The sequence below is a fragment of the Bacillus sp. NS1 genome (assembly GCF_058248265.1).
In genome coordinates this window covers 399,017-415,264 of sequence record NZ_JBZAZF010000001.1, presented here as the reverse complement: position 1 = coordinate 415,264, position 16,248 = coordinate 399,017, and the positions used below count along the sequence as shown (strand labels likewise).

General features: G+C 46.5%; 14 protein-coding genes. 7 read left to right on the top strand and 7 right to left on the bottom strand.

Going from position 1 to position 16,248, the window contains the following annotated elements:
* Positions 1–11 precede the first annotated feature (11 nt).
* The 3 genes from narH to arfM form a co-directional block, all read right to left on the bottom strand.
* Positions 12–1,475 (bottom strand): nitrate reductase subunit beta, encoded by a 1,464-nt coding sequence (gene narH / locus AC4CV5_RS02095; RefSeq protein ID WP_222142220.1) that lies wholly within the window; start codon positions 1,473–1,475, stop codon positions 12–14.
* Positions 1,465–5,151: a nitrate reductase subunit alpha gene (locus tag AC4CV5_RS02090; protein WP_490922012.1), complete on the bottom strand. Its 3,687-nt coding sequence runs from the start codon at positions 5,149–5,151 to the stop codon at positions 1,465–1,467. The genes narH and AC4CV5_RS02090 overlap by 11 nt, the downstream gene beginning before the upstream one ends.
* Positions 5,152–5,370: 219 nt before the next feature.
* A complete protein-coding gene (arfM, locus tag AC4CV5_RS02085) occupies positions 5,371–5,847 on the bottom strand; it encodes a Crp/Fnr family transcriptional regulator ArfM (protein ID WP_490922011.1) in 477 nt (158 codons plus the stop codon).
* Between the two features lie 143 nt (positions 5,848–5,990).
* On the opposite strand from arfM, the gene AC4CV5_RS02080 reads away from it, so the two are divergent.
* Positions 5,991–6,710 (top strand): YwiC-like family protein, encoded by a 720-nt coding sequence (locus AC4CV5_RS02080; RefSeq protein ID WP_166847170.1) that lies wholly within the window; start codon positions 5,991–5,993, stop codon positions 6,708–6,710.
* Between the two features lie 33 nt (positions 6,711–6,743).
* Here AC4CV5_RS02080 and fnr read toward each other — a convergent pair whose 3' ends face one another.
* The 4 genes from fnr to AC4CV5_RS02060 all read right to left on the bottom strand — a co-directional run bounded on the left by fnr (position 6,744) and on the right by AC4CV5_RS02060 (position 10,977).
* Positions 6,744–7,460, bottom strand: coding sequence for a fumarate/nitrate reduction transcriptional regulator Fnr (fnr, locus tag AC4CV5_RS02075; protein WP_014115542.1), 717 nt, complete (start codon positions 7,458–7,460; stop codon positions 6,744–6,746).
* A gap of 98 nt (positions 7,461–7,558) precedes the next feature.
* A complete protein-coding gene (gene narK / locus AC4CV5_RS02070; protein ID WP_166847167.1) occupies positions 7,559–8,746 on the bottom strand; it encodes a nitrate transporter NarK in 1,188 nt (395 codons plus the stop codon).
* A 135-nt stretch (positions 8,747–8,881) separates the two neighbouring features.
* Complete coding sequence (gene argS / locus AC4CV5_RS02065) at positions 8,882–10,552, bottom strand: arginine--tRNA ligase (protein ID WP_222142224.1); 1,671 nt, start codon at positions 10,550–10,552, stop codon at positions 8,882–8,884.
* Complete coding sequence (locus tag AC4CV5_RS02060) at positions 10,549–10,977, bottom strand: YwiB family protein (protein WP_166847161.1); 429 nt, start codon at positions 10,975–10,977, stop codon at positions 10,549–10,551. Before AC4CV5_RS02060 ends, argS begins: the two co-directional genes overlap by 4 nt.
* 312 nt (positions 10,978–11,289) lie before the next feature.
* Between AC4CV5_RS02060 and sboA the strand changes: the two genes are divergently transcribed.
* The 6 genes from sboA to AC4CV5_RS02030 all read left to right on the top strand — a co-directional run bounded on the left by sboA (position 11,290) and on the right by AC4CV5_RS02030 (position 16,245).
* Positions 11,290–11,421, top strand: a complete 132-nt coding sequence (gene sboA / locus AC4CV5_RS02055; protein ID WP_003222002.1) for a subtilosin A — start codon at positions 11,290–11,292, stop codon at positions 11,419–11,421.
* A 131-nt stretch (positions 11,422–11,552) separates the two neighbouring features.
* Positions 11,553–12,899 carry a subtilosin maturase AlbA gene (albA, locus tag AC4CV5_RS02050; protein WP_166847158.1) on the top strand — a complete coding sequence of 449 codons (1,347 nt, stop codon included), beginning with the start codon at positions 11,553–11,555 and terminating at the stop codon, positions 12,897–12,899.
* A 12-nt stretch (positions 12,900–12,911) separates the two neighbouring features.
* Positions 12,912–13,073 (top strand): antilisterial bacteriocin subtilosin biosynthesis protein AlbB, encoded by a 162-nt coding sequence (albB, locus tag AC4CV5_RS02045; RefSeq protein WP_166847156.1) that lies wholly within the window; start codon positions 12,912–12,914, stop codon positions 13,071–13,073.
* A complete protein-coding gene (locus tag AC4CV5_RS02040; RefSeq protein WP_490922010.1) occupies positions 13,070–13,789 on the top strand; it encodes an ABC transporter ATP-binding protein in 720 nt (239 codons plus the stop codon). Before albB ends, AC4CV5_RS02040 begins: the two co-directional genes overlap by 4 nt.
* Positions 13,782–15,092, top strand: a complete 1,311-nt coding sequence (gene albD / locus AC4CV5_RS02035; RefSeq protein ID WP_490922009.1) for an antilisterial bacteriocin subtilosin biosynthesis protein AlbD — start codon at positions 13,782–13,784, stop codon at positions 15,090–15,092. Before AC4CV5_RS02040 ends, albD begins: the two co-directional genes overlap by 8 nt.
* The gene (locus AC4CV5_RS02030; protein WP_490922199.1) at positions 15,082–16,245 is read left to right on the top strand and encodes an insulinase family protein; all 1,164 of its coding nucleotides are present in this window, start codon (positions 15,082–15,084) and stop codon (positions 16,243–16,245) included. Before albD ends, AC4CV5_RS02030 begins: the two co-directional genes overlap by 11 nt.
* Positions 16,246–16,248 lie beyond the last annotated feature (3 nt).

The window sequence follows — 16,248 nt, the reverse complement described above, 5'->3', positions numbered from 1 at the left end:
GTTTCAGAAAGTTAAAAACAAGAGCCGGGACCGCCTGAAAATGATAAGCCGCAGCTCCCTTGTTCAGCGTATAAATCAGATACTTCTTCTCGGTGGCTGCTCGGAATCACAAAGCGGTCATCATATTTGGCGATCGCAAGCAGACGATACATATCTTTAATTTGCTGTTCTGTTAAGCCGACACTGGAGATCAGTGCCGGGTCGATGGATTTATTCGTCTGGACTGCTCTCATATACTGGCGCATGACAGACATTTTCTTTAACGTTGACCGAATATGATCCGTATCACCGGCCGTTAATAGCTGCGCCAAATAGTCAATTGGAATTCTCATTTGGTCGATAGCCGGAAAAATATCTTCCGCTGATTGCTGGCTGCCTTTTCCTTCAAAGAGATTCATAATCGGGCTCAGCGGCGGTATGTACCAGACCATCGGCAGTGTACGGTACTCAGGATGAAGCGGCAGCGCAATCTTCCAGTCGATGATCATTTTATAGATTGGCGATTGCTGTGCAGCCTCTATCCATTCAGCCGGGATGCCTTGTTCTTTTGCCAGTTTGGCAACCTCAGGATCATTCGGATCAAGAAAAACGTCCAATTGGGAATGATAGAGATCCTTTTCATTTTCAACAGATGCCGCTTCCTCCACTTTGTCTGCGTCGTAAAGCATGACGCCGAGGTAGCGGATTCTGCCTACACACGTCTCGGAGCAGATGGTTGGCAGCCCCGCCTCCAAACGCGGAAAGCAGAGTGTGCATTTTTCCGCTTTGTTCGTTTGCCAGTTAAAATAGACTTTTTTATAAGGACACGATGAGACGCAATATCTCCATGAACGGCATGCGTTTTGATCCACAAGCACAATGCCGTCCTCCTCGCGTTTGTACATGGCCCCCGACGGACAAGAGGAAACGCACGCCGGGTTGATGCAGTGCTCGCAAATACGGGGCAGATACATCATAAAGACCTCATCGAATTCTGTTTTGATCGATTCCTCCATCTTTTGCACGTTTGGATCCTCAAGTCCCGTAATGTGGCCGCCTGCGAGATCGTCCTCCCAGTTCGGTCCCCATTCGATATTCATGAAATCCCCTGTCAAGGACGATTTCGGGCGTGCCACTGGCTGGTGTTTTTTCTGCGGGCTGTTTGTTAGTGTTTCATAATCATAGTTCCAAGGTTCATAGTAATCATCAATCGTCGGCTGGTTCGGGTTATAGAAAAGGCCTGCAAGCCGATTTGTTTTCGGGCCTGATTTTAGCTCGAGCTTTCCTTTTTTCAATGTCCAGCCACCTTTATATTTGTCCTGATCCTCCCACTGCTTCGGGTAGCCGATGCCCGGCTTTGTTTCTACATTATTAAAGTACATATATTCCGCACCGGCACGGTTTGTCCACGTGTTTTTGCAGGTGACGCTGCACGTGTGGCAGCCGATGCATTTATCCAAGTTCATGACCATACCGATTTGCGCTTTAATCTTCAAGCCAATCGACCTCCTTCAGCTTGCGGATGACGACATTCAGGTCGCGCTGATTCCCTGTTGGACCGTAATAGTTAAAGCCGTAGCTGAGCTGGGCATAGCCCCCGATCATCTGTGTCGGCTTGACGTGAATCCTTGTCGGGCTGTTATGGGTGCCTCCGCGGTTATTCGTCAGTTTTGTGCCGGGCACGTTGATGTGGCGGTCTTGGGCATGGTGCATAAACGCCATTCCTTTAGGAATCCGGTGAGACAAAACCGCTCTCGCGACGACAACGCCGTTTCGGTTAAAACATTCAATCCAATCGTTGTCTTTGATATCCGTGTCCTCTGCATCATCTTTATTCATCCACACGGTCGGCCCTCCGCGGAATAGCGTCAGCATCGGCAAAGAATCAAAATACATGCTGTGGACAGACCATTTATTATGCGGCGTCAAATAATTGAGGACGATTTCTTTGCCCTCTTGATCAGGCCGCTTGCTTAGAAACGGACGATGCTGAAGAATCGGTTTAAATGTCGCCATCGTCTCACCGAATTCCATCATCAGTTCATGATCGACATAATAAGATTGTCTTCCGGTCAGTGTTCGCCACGGGATTAATTTTTCTACGTTCGTTGTAAACGGCGAGTACCTGCGCCCGCCTTTTTCTGAGCCTGTAAATGCCGGAGACGTGATGACCGTTTTCGGCTGGGCTGTAATTTGTTCGAACGTAAAGCATTCTTCCTCCCGTTCTTCCGCCAGGTCTTTCAGCTTCAGGTTTGTGATGTTTTCAAGTGATTCCCATGCTTTCACGGCGACTTTTCCATTTGAAGTGGATGATAAGGTTAAAATCGCTTCGGCCGCCTGCTTTGCTTCACTTATATTCGGACATCCCTTTGCGACGCTGTCCGAGGTGATTTCTCCCAGTCTCTTTTTGAGTGATTCATATTCATTGGCGATCGACCAGCTCATCCCTTTTGTTCCGCTCGGTTTTAAACCGGCATGAGGACCGAGCGCGGTCATTTTATAAAAAATGTGCTTGTAATCCCGTTCAACAACTTGGATGTTCGGCATCGTTTTTCCCGGAATGGCTTCACATTCGCCCTTGCTCCAGTCGTTGATTTTGCCGAATGGCTGGGCCAATTCCTGCACGGTGTCATGGAGGAGCGGCGTCGCGACTACTTCTTTTACCGGCTCCATATCGACTTCTTCTGCCAGCTCGGAAACGGCTTTTGACAGTGCCTTGAAAATATCCCAGTCTGACTTCGATTCCCACGGAGCCGAGATCGCTGGGGCAAAAGGATGGATGAACGGATGCATATCTGTACTGCTGAGATCGTGTTTTTCATACCATGTCGCTGCCGGCAGCACGATATCAGAATACAGCGCCGTTCCCGCCATTCGAAAATCAAGATTGATTAATAAGTCGAGCTTTCCTTCCGGCGCCTGCTCCCGCCATTTGATTTCTTCAGGGCGGATGCTGTCGCTGTCGTCATTCATTAAACCATTCGTCGTCCCCAGCAAATGCTTGAGAAAATATTCATGCCCTTTCCCTGAGCTGGAGATCAGGTTTGCCCGCCATACGAAGAGATTCCTTGGGAAATTCACTTCATTGTCTGGATCTTCAATCGCAAATTTCAGCTTTTTCTCTTGAAGCTGTGAGGCCACGTACGCACCAACGTCTTCAGGTGTTGTTGCCCCTGCTTTTTCAGCTTCTTTGTACAGATCGATGCCGTTTTGATTGAACGTCGGGTAAGACGGAAGCCATCCTAATCGCGCTGCCAGCACATTGTAATCGGCGTGATGCTTGTAGCGGGATGACGCACCAATCGGTGAAGCTAAGTCACTGATCGGCTGGTCCTCGTAACGCCACTGGTCTGTCGCAAAGTAGAAAAATGAGGTGCCGTTTTGCAGCTTGGGCACGCCCTCCCAGTCCTTTGCATTTGCAATCGTCTGCCACCCTTCAGCAGGACGGAGCTTTTCCTGCCCCACATAATGGGCCCAGCCCCCGCCGTTTACGCCTTGGGCGCCTACCAGTAATACAAGATTTAACACTGCCCGGTAGATCGTGTCGGAGTTGAACCAGTGGTTGATCCCTGCCCCTACGATAATCATGGATCGGCCGTCTGTATCGATCGCATTTTGGGCAAACTCTCTGGCTATCTTTATGACGGCTTCTTTTTTGATTCCTGTCATCTGTTCCTGCCAGGCAGGCGTGAACGGCTCAGGATCATCATAAGAGACAGCTGATTGTTCGCCGATGCCCCGGTTCACGCCGTAGTTGGCCAGTATCAAGTCAAACACGGTCGTGACACATACCTCTTCGCCGTTCAGGTTCAGTTTTTTTATAGGAAGATCCCGCTCAAGCACTTTGTTTCCGTCATTTGAAAAATACGGGATGCGCACCGTGCCGATTTCGTCCTCTATCCCCAGCACAGAGAGACGGGGTTCAATCGGTTCTCCGGTTTCTTCATCGATCATGTGCAGGTTCCATTTCTGCTGCCCGTCCCAGCGGGAGCCCATTGTCCCTTGCGGTATGGCAAATGCGCTTGTTTGCTCATCCCAGACCGCAGGCTTCCACTGATCATGCTTTGTCTGCCGCCCGATGTCCTTCGCATGCAAAAAACGTCCAGCTGTGTAGATGCCATTTTCTTTTGAGAGTGTGACGAAGAACGGAAAATCCGTGTATTGCTTTGCGTACTCAATGAAACGTTCCGTCGCTTGGTTCACGTAATATTCCTGCAAAATGACGTGACCCATGGCCATCGCAAGCGCTCCGTCAGTCCCTTGGCGGATACTCAGCCAGTCATCCGCAAACTTTGAGGATTCTGCAAAATCCGGGCTGATCGAAATAACCTTAGCGCCTTTATAACGGGCCTCCGCCAAAAAATGCGCGTCAGGCGTTCTCGTTAACGGAACGTTGGAACCCCATGTGATGATATAGCCTGAATTGTACCAATCACTGCTTTCCGGAACGTCCGTCTGGTCACCCCAAATTTGCGGGGATGCCGGAGGAAGGTCCGCGTACCAGTCATAAAAACTAAGCATAGGGCCGCCGATTAACGACATAAACCGTGAGCCTGATGCATGGCTGATCATTGACATAGCTGGAATCGGAGAAAAACCGACGTTCCGGTCAGGCCCGTACTTCATAACTGTATAGAGCAGAGAGGCTGAAATCAGCTTCAGCACCTCCGACCATTCAGCACGCACAAAACCGCCTTTCCCTCTTGCCTGTTTATAGGACTTCGCTTTTTCAGGATTTTCAACGATTGATTTCCAAGCATCCAATGGATTTTGGTGGGCCTGCAGTGCTTCCCGCCACAAATTGATCAGCACACCGCGCACGTATGGGTATTTCACACGGAGCGGGCTGTAGATATACCATGAAAAACTGGCTCCCCGCGGACAGCCTCTCGGTTCGAAATCAGGCATATCCGGGCCTGTTGATGGATAATTCAAGTTTTGTCCTTCCCACGTGACAATTCCGTTTTTCACATAAATATTCCAGCTGCATGACCCCGTGCAGTTGACGCCGTGGGTGGAGCGAACGACTTTGTCGTACTGCCATCTGTTTCTGTATACATTCTCCCAATCGCGATCTTCGCGGCTGGTTTGGCTATGTTTATTTGAATGGTGTTCGATAGGAGAGAAATAATTCAATCTCCTAAACAACGGACTCATTTTCTTTTTCTTCATGAGAGTTCACTCCTTCCGAGTCAGATGATGCTAAGTTCACTATAAACAGAGACAGCGCATTTCCTTGTGAACTATGTCACACACTCTGCTTTTTTCACAAAATGTTCACAGAAAGGAGAAGGAAGGACTTTCACAGGGATGTGATGAATGAAGGCGTTCAGGCAGGACGCCTGAGTCATTAGCCGCCTTTCATTCAAAGATCAAAAAAACCGGCTCTATTTAAGAACCGGGCTCGGCATTTTCATCTTGTGATGTATGCAGATAACGCAAAAATAATTGATAGGAACAAAAGACATTTTGCTGAAGCATGGCCAAAAAATTCATTTGCAGCTGCGCATTGTAAGACATCATTTTCTTAAATATGTAATAAGGAATATTGAGAATCAGAATGTCTGAAGTGGCATTGACTGCGATAAATGGCGATAAATACAGCCCGCCTTTTTCATCAATCGGAAACACATCGCCTTTTTCCCACAGTGCAACGGTTTTCGATCCTTCAGGGAGCCTGCTGTCTATAAAACGGACACTGCCTTTTAATACAATATAAACGGATTGAGAATGTAGAAAGGATGGAGACTGATCAGATGAGCCGCGGATAAACGTCCCGTTTTTCAGCATGGTTTCGACAATGGATAGAGGCACTTCATTAAACATAGGGAGTTGTTTCAGAAATAATAAATAGTCACACTGATTCATAGGAAAGCCTCCTGTGCTAAGGATAGCTTTAGTGTAGCTCGAATGAGCCTGTACAGCAGTGATGTATTTCACAGCCTGTATGATGAATGTCACTTATCAGGAGGATGAACGCATTTATAATAAAATAAAAAAGGAGGATTTCGATGAAGGCGCTGATTCCGAAGCAGCACGGCGCATGGGCGATGCTGCTGACTCCATTTTTACTCGGCATCGTCAAGGGCGGTCCCGTTCTCTGGCATATTCCGCTCTTCCTAGGATGGCTTTTCCTTTACTTGGCGGTTTATCCCATCACGCTCGCCTTGAAAAAGAAACAGATCAAACCCTATCAAAAGTGGGTATATTATTACGGTGTTCCGGCCTGCTGCTTTCTAATTATTTCTGTCTTTCATAAGCCGCCGCTCATCTGGGTTGGCGTTTCTTTATTGCCGCTGTTTCTCATCCATATGTATTTTGCCCGCCGAAAAAACGAACGAGCATTAGTGAATGATATTGCGGGTGTCTTGTTCTTTTGTTCAGGCGGGCTTGCGAGCTGCTGGCTGGGGACAGGAACGCTCGACGGCTGGGCTTGGTTTATATTCTTACAATCTGCTTTATTTTTTATCGGGAGTTCTTTTTATGTAAAGTCGGTGATCCGGGAACGAAAGAACAGGTTTTTTGCATACTGGTCATGGGGATATCACCTGCTCCTCCCCTTTTTATCCGCTCTTCTCGGAGCAGGATGGGCATTTCTTGCTTTTATCCCAAGCAGTTTGCGGGCATGGTTGTTTCACGGAAAGGATTGGCCTGTGAAAACGATCGGTATTCTAGAAATCGTGAATGCCTGCTTCTTTTTTGCCGTAATGTGTATGTTTATCACTAGATAAAAAACCAAGGACCGCTGGCGGTCCTTGGTTTCTTCAGTCAATATTGCAAATCTCCAGCGGACAGTTTTCACACTCAATCTCGCATCGCAAATAGTCCCGCTTGTGCAAAATAATTTTTCCGGATTCTTCTATCGAAATCACCCCTTGTTTGCGGAGGTCCCCCAGCATACGGTTGACGCTTTCCCTTGCCGCCGCGCAAAACTTTGCCAAATCCTGATTTGTCAGCACAATATTAATCAGAATGCCATCGCTTCGTTCCACACCGTAGCTGTTAGATAAACGGATAAGGGTGGAGTAGAGCGCCCCCTTTTTGCCGTGAAGAAGCAGATCCCTGATTTTGGACTGAATTTTCCGGAGGTGGGTGCTCATCCATTTCATAAATTCAAATGTCAAAGCACCGTTTTGGATTAATTCCTTTTCCAGCTTGTTTTTATTAATGACGAGCACCTCGCCATCCTCTAGCACCTTTGCACTGAGCATATATCTCGGTTCTTCAGTGAAAAGTGTTAATTCCCCAACGATATCATGCTTTTGGCAGATTCTAAGCGTCAGGTCTTTTCCGTCAGATGTCAGCTTGCCGATTTCAATGAGTCCTGATTGAATCAGATAAAGCTCCTCTGCATCCATTCCTTCCCGAAACAAATACGTGTGTTTTTCCATTTTTCTTTTCGTACTGATTGATTCCAGCAATTCATGCAGATCGCTGGAAATCAGATCACTATCAGATGGTCGAACAGAGAGAAAATTCATGAGCTCACCTCGAAGAAAGTCACGTTGCGTATGTTTATTGTAACGTGAATTGATTTGCACCCATCCAGAAAAAACTAACAATCTTGTGAATGCCGATGTTAGTTGACGCTCTGACTGTTTCTCTCCGTGTGCGTTTTCATTCTTTCCTGCCAATACATCCATATGACAAGGACAAAGCTGGCTAACGCAACTTCCGAAAGCGCCATAAAGCCGATCGCGTATTGTCCTGTTGCCTGAAAAACACTCGCCAAAATCAGCGGAGGAAAAAAACCGCCTAATCCGCCCATGGCAGACACAATACCATTGGCAATCCCGGCTTGCTTCGAAAAATAGAAAGGCACCAGTTTAAAAACGGTCCCATTTCCTATACCTGAGCAAACTGCCACCGTTAATGACCCAAACGTATAAAGGCCAATCGTCGGTGAAAACGATAAGATAATTCCTGATAATGTAAGTCCCGCAAAAACGACCATCAAGATGCGGAGCGGGCTCATTTTATCAGCCAAGAGTCCGCCTACAGGCCTGAGCAGCGTGGAGACGGCAATAAAGCCAGCCGTCCGCAAACCGGCGTCCGCAGGATTCAGCCCAAATTGCTCAACCAGAAAGTTCGGCAGATAGATGGTGAAAGCGACAAAGGCGCCAAACGTAATAAAATAAAACAGGCTCAAAAACCATAGGATATGATTTCGGTAAACGGCTTTGATTTGAGTTTTTACGGAAACATTCACTTTCTTCTCATGCCGGTCGCCGAATAATACCTGCAGCAATGCGAAAACGGCCAGCAGGACCAGATACATCTGCACGGTTGCTTTCCATCCCGCCGCTTGAGCGATAACCGGCGCCGCAAATGTGGTAATAGCGGTTCCGATGTTTCCGGCCCCGTAAATCCCATTGACGACACCGTGCTTTTCTTTCGGATAATATTTCGGAAGGGATGTCACCCCAATGGAGAATACCGCTCCCCCGATCCCTAAGAAAAAACCGCCCGCGATTAAATCAAACAGAGAATCCGCGATACTGATCCAAAACACAGGAAGTAAAAGCAAGATGAAGCTGATCATGAACATCAGCCTTGCGCCAAACCTGTTCGTTAAATACCCTAAAGGAATGCGTAGAAGCGACCCGAGGATCACGGGAATCGCCGTCACCAGAGAAATCTCACCTTTGCTTAAATGAATATCTAATGTAATTTGGGAAATGAGTGATGAAATCAGCACCCATACCATAAACCCTGCCACCAAGCTTAATGACTGTAACGATAATTGAATGTGTTGACGGTTGATCATTTGGCTTGCCCCTTTCAATTATTCGATAATCAGTCTTATCATACAAAAACTCAGCAAACAGGATTGTGAATTACATCACACGTTTTCTTCATAAAAAAAGGACAAAGCCTTCGGGCTTTGTCCTTTGATCAACATTTACATTTTTTCCGGAGCCGATACGCCAATCAGCTGAAGCGCATTGTTCAGCGTAATTTGCGTTGCCTTCATTAAAGCCAGGCGCGCGCGGCTTTTCGCTTCATTTTCAGGATCGATGACTTTCTCTGCATTGTAGAAACTGTGCAGAGCAGAAGCCAGATCATAAATATAGTTTGTGACACGGTGCGGAATTCGTTTTTCCGCCGCTTCCGCCACTGCCTCTGGGAAGGCGCCGATCGTTTTTAGCAGGTCATATTCTTTTTCTGATTGAATATGGCTGAAATCAAGATCCGCCGCCGGCTTAAGTCCCTGCTCTTCCCCTTGGCGAAGCATGCTGCAAATACGGGCATGTGCGTATTGTGCATAATACACAGGGTTTTCGTTAGATGTTGATACAGCAAGATCTAAGTCAAAATCCATATGCGTATCAGCACTGCGCATCGCGAAGAAGTAACGCACGGCATCCAAGCCGACTTCTTCAATCAGGTCGCGCATCGTTACCGCTTTACCCGTCCGTTTGCTCATTTTCATTTTCTCGCCGTTTTTGTAAAGATGAACGAGCTGAATGATTTCTACTTCAAGCGTTCCTTTTTCATAGCCCAGCGCTTCGATTGCCGCTTTCATACGCGGGATGTAGCCGTGGTGATCGGCGCCCCAAACGTTGATCAGCTTATCAAAGCCGCGGTCAAGCTTGTCCTTATGATACGCGATATCAGGCAGCAGATACGTGTACGTGCCGTCCTTCTTAATCAATACGCGGTCTTTATCATCGCCGAATGTCGTGGAGCGGAACCAAGTCGCGCCGTCTTCTTCATAAACATGGCCTTTTTCGCGGAGCGCTTCAAGTGCCGTATCGATTTTTCCGTTTTGGTACAGTGAAGTTTCGGAATACCACACATCAAACGGCACACGGAAGTTTTCCAGGTCCTTGCGCAGCTTTTCCAGCTCGTATTTCAGACCATATTCACGGAAAAATGCGAGGCGCTCGCTTTCCTCTTCATTGACGAAACGGTCGCCGTATTCCTCAGCGAGATGCTTTCCGATCGCAATGATATCCTCGCCGCGGTAGCCATCCTCCGGCATCGGTTTTTCCAAGCCGAGCGCCTCAAAGTAACGGACTTCCACAGAAAGCGCCAAATTGTTGATTTGGTTTCCGGCATCGTTAATGTAGTATTCGCGGCTCACATCGTAGCCCGCTTTTGAAAGCACATTGCACAAAGAATCACCGACAGCCGCACCGCGGGCATGGCCGAGATGAAGGTCTCCCGTCGGATTCGCTGATACGAATTCTACCTGGACACGTTCACCGTTTCCGATGTTCGTTTCTCCGTATGCTTCCCCTGCTTCTAATACAGACGGAATCAGCTTTGTTAAATATTGATTGTTCATATAGAAATTGATAAAACCCGGGCCAGCGATATCTAGTTTTTCAATTGAAGCCTTTCCTTTATCAAAATGAGCGACAATCTCTTCAGCAATTTGGCGCGGCGCTTTTTTTGCGATTCTTGCCAGCTGCATTGCCATATTTGTTGAATAATCGCCGTGTGTTTTATCTTTCGGTGTTTCTAAAACGACATTAGGAATCTGGCTTTCTTCAGCCAGCCCCGCTTTCAGAACGGCCGCTTTGATTTCTTCTTTCAGCACGTCCTTCATTTGTTCCGCAATGTTCATGCGTGAGTTCCTCCCTCATACGTGATCGTCATATGATGTAAATGCTGCTGTTCGTCTCCGACATGCATGTCATATGCGATGCTGATACGGCCTTTTTCTTCACCGAGATCAGATTGAATCGATTTTGTGCTTGTTTCCAGCTCAAGCTCACCAAATGACATTTTATATTTAGCAATTGTGGAAGCTCCCGTTATGAAGCGCTGATTCATTTTGACAGCGCCTGACCTCATGACCAGCACTTCGCCTTCGCTTACTTTCACAATCGTTTTTACTTTACCTAAGTCGTGTTCTTCATAATAAGATAGATACACTTTATTTTGTTTTACATAGTAAAATCCGGTGGTGCGGAATTCGATGACTTCCTGGTTTCCGTCATCGCCGATCACAGACTTCACATGGAGTGCTATCGGTGTCTCTTGCTTCATTTTGACACGTCCTTTTCATCATTCCACTTTGACTTGAATAGTATAATCATTCAGTTTGTAAACTTCAACTGCTTCTATCTTACCATCATTGCTCATCAGATTTGAAGATAAACCTCATAAAAAGCATTTCCTTAATAGAAGAGAAAATGATATCACTAATTGCCTTTAGGAAATGTTACATTTTTCCGAAATCTATCATTTCTATTTCACATTTTCTTCAAAATATATGTATTGAATTGGTAATTTATTAGTTTTATTATAAAAGCACAGCATAGATCTGCTAGAAAAAACAAAAAAAGGGAGGATTCAATTATGAAAAAAGCTGTCATTGTAGAAAACAAAGGTTGTGCAACTTGCTCGATCGGAGCCGCTTGTCTAGTGGACGGTCCTATCCCTGATTTTGAAATTGCCGGTGCTACAGGTCTATTCGGTCTATGGGGATAAGATTCTCCAAAAGGGCATAGTCATTCTACTATGCCCTTTTTAGTAAATTACAATTTTTAACTAAAATCTACCTCTTGGTTATACATACACAACCGTTTTACATTTGAATCATATGTATAGGGGATGGTATTTTGTTTATAGAGCAGATGTTTCCATTTATTAATGAAAGTGTAAGAGTTCACCAGCTTCCTGAGGGTGGCGTGTTAGAAATCGACTACTTGCGCGATAATGTCTCCATTTCTGACTTTGAGTATTTGGATCTCAACAAAACAGCTTACGAGCTTTGCATGCGAATGGATGGGCAAAAAACGGCTGCACAGATTTTAGCGGAACAATGCGCAGTGTACGATGAATCACCGGAAGACCATAAGGACTGGTATTACGACATGCTCAACATGCTCCTGAAGAAGCAGGTCATCCAGCTCGGGAATCAGTCCAGCCGCCACACGATCACCACGAGCGGAAGCAATGAATTTCCGATGCCGCTGCACGCCACCTTTGAGCTGACGCACCGCTGTAATTTGAAATGCGCCCACTGTTATTTGGAAAGCTCACCGGAAGCACTCGGCACCGTGTCGATTGAGCAATTCAAGAAAACGGCTGATATGCTGTTTGACAACGGAGTATTGACATGTGAAATCACGGGCGGAGAAATTTTTGTCCATCCGAACGCCAATGAGATTCTTGACTATGTGTGTAAAAAGTTCAAAAAGGTCGCTGTTTTAACAAACGGAACACTCATGCGAAAAGAGAGCCTTGAGCTGCTGAAGACTTACAAGCAAAAAATCATCGTCGGCATCTCTCTCGATAGCGTCAATTCCGAGGTCCATGACTCCTTTAGAGGGAGAAAAGGCTCTTTTGCCCAAACTTGTAAAACGATAAAATTGTTGAGTGACCACGGGATATTTGTCAGAGTCGCCATGTCCGTTTTCGAAAAAAACATGTGGGAAATCCACGATATGGCCCAAAAGGTTCGGGATCTCGGGGCGAAGGCGTTCTCTTACAATTGGGTTGATGACTTCGGAAGAGGCAGAGATATCGTCCACCCCACAAAAAATGCCGAGCAGCATCGCAAATTTATGGAATACGAGCAAAATATCATTGATGAGTTTAAAGATCTGATTCCGATTATTCCTTATGAGAGAAAACGCGCGGCAAATTGCGGTGCTGGCTGGAAGTCAATCGTGATCAGCCCGTTCGGAGAAGTACGTCCGTGCGCACTCTTTCCGAAGGAATTTTCATTGGGAAATATTTTTCATGATTCGTATGAAAGCATCTTTAACTCCCCTCTCGTCCATAAACTGTGGCAAGCGCAGGCGCCCCGGTTCAGCGAGCATTGCATGAAAGACAAATGCCCGTTCAGCGGCTATTGCGGAGGCTGTTATTTAAAAGGGCTGAACTCTAACAAATATCACCGGAAAAACATTTGCTCTTGGGCGAAAAATGAACAATTAGAAGACGTGGTCCAGCTTATTTAGGAGGGAAACGATTTGTCACCAGCACAAAGAAGAATTTTACTGTATATCCTTTCATTTATCTTTGTCATCGGCGCGGTCGTCTATTTTATCAAAAGCGATTATTTATTTACGCTGATTTTCATTGCCATTGCCATTCTTTTCGGGATGCGCGCGCGGAAGGCTGACTCGCGATGAGCATTTTGGATATACACGATGTATCCGTTTGGTATGAACGGGACAACGTCATCTTAGAGCACGTGGACTTACACTTAGAAAAAGGCGCTGTTTACGGATTGCTTGGGGTAAACGGCGCCGGAAAAACGACACTGATCAATACGCTGACAGGAGTGAACCGTAATTACAGCGGGAGCTTTACGCTGTGCGGCATTGAAGCGGAGGCCGGCATGCCGCAGAAAACATCAGATCAACTGAAGACTCACCGTTTCTTCGCTGCCGATTATCCGCTGCTGTTTACAGAAATTACGGCGAAGGACTATGCGTCTTTCGTCCATTCACTTTATCAAAAGGACTTTTCAGAGCAGCAGTTTGCCAGTTTGGCTGAGGCCTTTCATTTTTCAAAATACATCAACAGGAGAATCTCAGAGCTGTCCCTTGGGAACAGGCAAAAGGTTGTGTTGATGACAGGGCTATTGCTGCGAGCTCCCCTGTTTATTTTGGATGAGCCACTCGTCGGTTTAGATGTGGAATCAATAGAGGTCTTTTATCAGAAAATGCGGGAGTACTGTGAAGAAGGCGGAACCATTTTGTTTTCTTCCCATCTGCTCGATGTCGTGCAGAGATTTTGTGATTATGCGGCCATTCTGCACAACAAACAGATCCAAAAGGTCATTCCGATTGGAGAGGAGACCGATCTGCGGCGGGAATTTTTTGAGGTGATTGGCCATGAATAACATAGTCCCCATCATGTCTTTGCTGTTCAAACAGCTTTACAGCCGGCAAGGAAAAAAGGACGCCATCCGCATTGCCGCAGGTCTTGTGATTCTGGCCGTGTTTGAAATCGGGCTGATCCGCCAGGCCGGCATTGACGAATCGGTGTTGGGAAAAACGTATATCATACTCGCGCTTCTCTTGATGAACGCTTATATGGTGTTTCTTTCCGTGACATCACAATGGAAGGAATCTTATATGAAGCTGAGCTGTCTGCTGCCGATTTCCTCACGAAGCTTTTGGCTCGCCCAGAGTGTCGTTCTGTTTGTCGACACGTGTTTGAGAAGAACGTTATTCTTTTTTATTTTACCGCTGTTCTTATTTGGAAACGGAACGCTGTCAGGGGCGCAAACCTTGTTTTGGGTTGGCAGATTTTCGTTTTTTACCGTTTACTCGATTATATTCGGAGTTGTTCTAAGCAACCAGTTCGTCAAAAAGAAGAACTCAATGTTTCTGCTGCATGCGGCGGTATTCGCCTGCGTATGCCTCAGCGCCGCTTTTATGCCGGCCTTCACGATTCCGCTATGCGTAATTCACATGCTCTGGGCGGTGATCATTGACTTTCCGGTCTTTCTTCAGGCGCCTCCGCAGCAAAGCAAGATGCATTCTTTTATGCGGCGATCTGAATTTTCGTTTTACAAAAGAGAATGGAACCGATTTATTTCTTCTAAAGCGATGCTGTTAAATTATGTGGTGATGGCGGCATTCAGCGGCTTCTTTTCGTTCCAGATGATGAACACTGGCATCTTCAATCAGCAAGTGATTTATATTGTGATTTCCGCCCTTTTGCTGGTATGCTCGCCGATCGCCCTTTTGTACTCTATTGAAAAAAACGATCGGATGCTGCTCATCACGCTTCCAATTAAGCGAAGAACGATGTTTTGGGCGAAATATCGCTTTTATTCAGGCCTATTGGCAGGCGGATTTCTCCTTGTCGTTATCATTGTGGGCTTCATCAGCGGCCGCCCGATTTCAGCCCTTACTTTTGTGCAGTGTATGGAATTGCTGCTTGCGGGAGCGTTTATCCGTTTAACGGCAGATGAAAAAAGGCCGTCCTTTGGCTGGCAGACGGAGCAGCAGCTCTGGAGCGGATTCTCAAAATACCGGTCTTATCTATTTTGTCTTCCCCTTTTCTTAGCCACATTAGCCGGTACCGCTGTCTCCTTAGCGGTTATTCCGATTGCCGGGCTGATCATAGTCTATTACCTGCAAAAACAGGATGGTGGTTTCTTTGATACAAGCAAAAGAGAATGGCTTGGAAGTTAACCTGCTGAAGACACATCAATTTTCAACAGTCTCAATCGCCGCGAGCTTTCTGAAGCCGATCGAAAGCACGGCGGATCCTGAAGAAGAAACAATCTATTTTTACGGCGCGGCTGCACATCTGAAGCAGCAAATCATTGACGCTTTCGGTTATGCCGCCGGCAGCCGCTTTATGTATTCAGCGAATCTCTTTTTTGACCAGCAGCTGAAAACCTGCGGAACCCGTTTAATTCACCCATCATGTAACAAGTATTTTCATGTTGATGCCCTGATGAAGACATTTGCAGACATGGCCTTCCCTTCCTCTCTCTCAGCCGAAGCTGTTGAAAAGGCAAAGGATGAACTGCTGCTCAAAATCGAAAGGAAATTTGCTGATCCCTTCTCCTACTCGGCAGCCCGCTTGGCGGAGGAGGCCTTTGGAAACCCGATGTACGGCACAGCCTTGTTTGGCCGGAAAGACAGGATACAGGCGATCCATCCTAAACGGTTTCTCGACGCAACGGATTTCATCGTTGATTTATTGTCCCAGCAAAAACAGCTGAACATATTGGGACATGTACAAGCATGTGATAATATTCCTGGACATGCCTCGCAAACGTCCACCGTGACGGCCGGAAGAATCCTCGTGAACCGGCATGTTTTTGAAACAGAGACACGCAGCGCAGCAGGTCCTTCCGTTTTGACACTCGGATTTGACTGCGGAGAAATGAAAAGTGCCAGCGATTATATCAAAATCCAGCTGATAGACGGATTACTGGGAAAATACGGTCATTCCGCTTTATTCAAGCATTTTCGCGAGAAGGATTTGGCAGTCTATCACGTCATCACCCGATATGACATCATGAACAATTTGCTGCTTGTTTCAATATGTACGGATCAGCTTCATGAGAAAGAGATTCCCCCGCGCGTTTTGGAAGCTGTCTCACATTTTTCAGCCGATGTACGGGAACTAGAACAGGCAAAGCAATTTTTACGCAATGAAATGCTGCTGCAATTCGATTCTCCCGAAGGGCTTTTAGCCTATATGGGAATCCTGCGCCGCTTCTCCTGCACAAAAGAAGACTTGCTGAATGGCATCTCAGCGGTTACGTGCCGCGATGTATTGCAATTCATAGCGACTATCAATTATATCGGAGCTCATGTAGTAAGGGGATGAAGA

Excerpts from the sequence above, each read along its gene's own strand:
- AC4CV5_RS02080 (WP_166847170.1), top strand. The coding sequence starts at position 5,991 with ATGAAGGCGCTGATTCCGAAGCAGCACGGCGCATGGGCGATGCTGCTG.
- arfM (WP_490922011.1), bottom strand. The coding sequence starts at position 5,847 with ATGAATCAGTGTGACTATTTATTATTTCTGAAACAACTCCCTATGTTT.
- fnr (WP_014115542.1), bottom strand. The coding sequence starts at position 7,460 with ATGAATTTTCTCTCTGTTCGACCATCTGATAGTGATCTGATTTCCAGC.
- albD (WP_490922009.1), top strand. The coding sequence starts at position 13,782 with ATGAATAACATAGTCCCCATCATGTCTTTGCTGTTCAAACAGCTTTAC.
- narK (WP_166847167.1), bottom strand. The coding sequence starts at position 8,746 with ATGATCAACCGTCAACACATTCAATTATCGTTACAGTCATTAAGCTTG.
- AC4CV5_RS02060 (WP_166847161.1), bottom strand. The coding sequence starts at position 10,977 with ATGAAGCAAGAGACACCGATAGCACTCCATGTGAAGTCTGTGATCGGC.
- argS (WP_222142224.1), bottom strand. The coding sequence starts at position 10,552 with ATGAACATTGCGGAACAAATGAAGGACGTGCTGAAAGAAGAAATCAAA.
- sboA (WP_003222002.1), top strand. The coding sequence starts at position 11,290 with ATGAAAAAAGCTGTCATTGTAGAAAACAAAGGTTGTGCAACTTGCTCG.
- AC4CV5_RS02090 (WP_490922012.1), bottom strand. The coding sequence starts at position 5,151 with ATGAAGAAAAAGAAAATGAGTCCGTTGTTTAGGAGATTGAATTATTTC.
- AC4CV5_RS02040 (WP_490922010.1), top strand. The coding sequence starts at position 13,070 with ATGAGCATTTTGGATATACACGATGTATCCGTTTGGTATGAACGGGAC.